Below are 2,541 nucleotides of genomic sequence, written 5' to 3'. Positions count from 1 at the left end.
AGGAAGTGCCACTGGCCAAAACAAGAGTGTCTCGATTCAAGGCGCTAGAGCCTGCTTAATTGCTACTTTCGGAGTTAGCCAACAGTGTCGTATAGAATCGGAGAAATTTTGGTCGTTAAGGCTGAGACCCAGGCCGGTTAAGGGGTCTGAGGTCTAACGTCTGGCCAATCCGCTCCGCTTCGTAGAGATAGGCACTGTAAACATTGAGGTGCTTCTGGCGAGTCGGCTAGATAGATTGGAGGTCTTCATCGGTGATCTCGCAGCCATCCTTCCTCAGCTGCTGCACCACCTTGTCTATGTAGACCGTATTCCAAATGATGATCGCATTGATGAGCAGGTTCAAACAGCCAACCTGATTGAGCAGATGCACATCCTGCGGGGAGCGAAGCTCGGCTCGATTGGCAAAGGAAAGGTGAGCGCGTAGACTATACAAAGCCTCCCCCTTATTAAGCTGCCGCCCCATCCTGGAGAGCGAAAAAAGTGGGGAAAACGTTGAAAACTCGTTGAATAGTACAAACGATTTTATAAGGGTTCATGCTGAATATCGGCGTTGATTGTGGGTTGCGATCGCCGATCACAGGATTTGGAAGGCGTACCCTTGAGCAGGGATCGTACCAATTTCTTGGGGTTCCCCCGGGTTTTTTCGCTCTCCTTGATGATGTCAATGGTACCTATGGGCCTTTCCCTCTAAACTTGTTTGAATAAATTCACAAACGCCCCTGCTCGCCTGACTGTAAAAACCTGGAGCAGAGGCGAAGGGACAAAGGCGAAAGGGGTTCTTATCTCGTACCGAACGCTTCTTTTAATCGCTCAGCAGCTAGCTGTTGAGCTTCTTGCGCTTGCTCCAAAATAGCGGCCATGCCAAAGAACTCATGGGGCGCATCCAAATGTTGGGGGAGTAGTTGCGCTTAAAAAAAAGGATGAGATCATAGACCTCGTCCCATCAAAAAGTTGTCATGATTGTATCGTCTATCCGAGAGTTTTGCCCAGAGAGTCGTGAGTGGCAGTCAGTCTGGGAGCAGTTCGAGCAAGCTGAGCGCTTTCCTGCCCTAGTGCGCAGCGCCTTGCAGCTAGGGCTGCTGTTTGCACGATGGGTGCTGAGTACCGCGCCAGCATCATTCTCGATTTTAATGATTCTGGCTTTTAACTGCGACTGAAGGGTAGCTCTTTGCTTCCCTGGTTTTGCATCATGCCATCTTGCCTCATCATGCCGCCTCTACTCATCATGCCGCCCATAAGTAAAGCGCCGAGCAAGAGGGTGGCGGCAATACCTGTTAGGAGGCCAGCTATAAATTTACTATTCATTGAAAAAGATCCTCAGAAAAAAATATCGAGCAAAGTCCTGTCACGAAATAACTTTTCCTCAAAACTAATACTAATCTCTCTAGCTAACTGTAGAGTCAAGTCGGTTGCGGAAATGTTACACAAATACTCTGAGAACTAACTAACGAGACGCTCTTTTTGACTCTTCGTCTTACTACCGTGACTCACCATAACATTCATGGTTACGACACCCGCTAAGAAAGCAGAAATAAAACCCGTCAAAAATCCAGCTATTCCTAAATATGCAGTCTTACCACTCATCAAAAACACCTCTGAACATGTCTAACTAGACATATTTTGGCAGCAGAATGTGAAACAGCAATGAAAAGCCAGCAGTTTCGCAGGTAATGAGTACTGATAGTTTGTTGATAGCACTCAATTATGAAATCAGGATGAAATGGGCTTATCCCAAAGGAGAGAATTAGTTGTTCTCTCTCCAGAGTGGTGTACGCACAAGTAAACTTCGTTACTTTCAGTACGTACCCAATTCGAGGATAACGCTATGCTTCTTCAACGCGAGGAATACCAGTCTAGCTTTGACAAGGCGATTCTCCACGGAGAGGCTACGCCAACGCTTGCATAGTGGAATGCGAACACTGCGCCGAAGCCTGCATGGGCAATCCTGACATGATAAAGTGCGCTCGCATGTGTTTGGACACGGCTGAAGGCTGTCGTAGTTTGGCGACGCTGATGGTGCGCGGTTCTTATTTTATTGCACCTCATGCGAAAGCCTGCGCTGAAGTATGCGACACTTGCGCTGGTGAGTGCGAAAAGCACAGCTCTAGTGCAGGAAATCATAAACTATGCAACACAGCGGGAGCCAGAATGCCTGGATAGACAGTGCCTCTGCTCTAAAGACGTTTCATTGTTTTACACTTATTGTACTAGTGCAGCGTCAAGTTTAAGAATGAGGGTTGTCAAGAGTGTTGTAATGGGGGAGATTGGGATAAAGCGAACGAGGGCTTTATGCAAAAACGATACATCGTCCGATTGAGTGAATCAGAGAAGAGTGAACTGCACGAAGTCATCAAACGGTTGAACGGTAGCAGCCAAAAGGTTCGTCGTGCGCAGATTTTGCTAAAGGCAGATGCCGAAGGGCCGAACTGGACAGACCAGTTGATCGCCGAAGCCTTCAACTGTCGGCCCCAAACAGTGGAAAATATCCGCCGCCGGTTGGGAGAACATGGCTTTGAGGCGACGCTGAATGGGCTAAAACGC

Annotated in this window: 4 protein-coding genes; 2 read left to right on the top strand and 2 right to left on the bottom strand. The window is 48.1% G+C overall.

Translation table 11 applies throughout. The annotated features are described in order from the left end of the window. Positions 1-226: 226 nt before the first annotated feature. Entirely contained in the window at positions 227-463 is a 237-nt protein-coding gene (locus tag CKL79_RS22165) for a Tn3 family transposase (protein ID WP_121971678.1), read from the bottom strand. A 493-nt stretch (positions 464-956) separates the two neighbouring features. On the opposite strand from CKL79_RS22165, the gene CKL79_RS22160 reads away from it, so the two are divergent. Continuing rightward, complete coding sequence (locus tag CKL79_RS22160; RefSeq protein ID WP_121971677.1) at positions 957-1,157, top strand: hypothetical protein; 201 nt, start codon at positions 957-959, stop codon at positions 1,155-1,157. Here CKL79_RS22160 and CKL79_RS23355 read toward each other — a convergent pair. Continuing rightward, positions 1,144-1,305, bottom strand: a complete 162-nt coding sequence (locus CKL79_RS23355) for a hypothetical protein (RefSeq protein ID WP_170944167.1) — start codon at positions 1,303-1,305, stop codon at positions 1,144-1,146. The two genes, CKL79_RS22160 and CKL79_RS23355, sit on opposite strands and share 14 nt — an antisense overlap. 984 nt (positions 1,306-2,289) lie before the next feature. On the opposite strand from CKL79_RS23355, the gene CKL79_RS22150 reads away from it, so the two are divergent. Further along, positions 2,290-2,541 (top strand): helix-turn-helix domain-containing protein (locus tag CKL79_RS22150; RefSeq protein ID WP_170944003.1); only part of this gene is annotated, 252 nt, incomplete at its 3' end.

The organism is Leptolyngbya sp. BC1307, assembly GCF_002286735.1.
GTDB lineage: Bacteria > Cyanobacteriota > Cyanobacteriia > Phormidesmidales > Phormidesmidaceae > Phormidesmis.
Note: the sequence above shows the minus strand (reverse complement) of the source record. Positions and strands in the feature narration are given on the sequence as shown.

Bases quoted from the DNA above. Each gene is read 5' to 3' on its own strand.
- CKL79_RS23355 (WP_170944167.1), bottom strand. From the start codon at position 1,305: ATGAATAGTAAATTTATAGCTGGCCTCCTAACAGGTATTGCCGCCACC.
- CKL79_RS22165 (WP_121971678.1), bottom strand. From the start codon at position 463: ATGGGGCGGCAGCTTAATAAGGGGGAGGCTTTGTATAGTCTACGCGCT.
- CKL79_RS22160 (WP_121971677.1), top strand. From the start codon at position 957: ATGATTGTATCGTCTATCCGAGAGTTTTGCCCAGAGAGTCGTGAGTGG.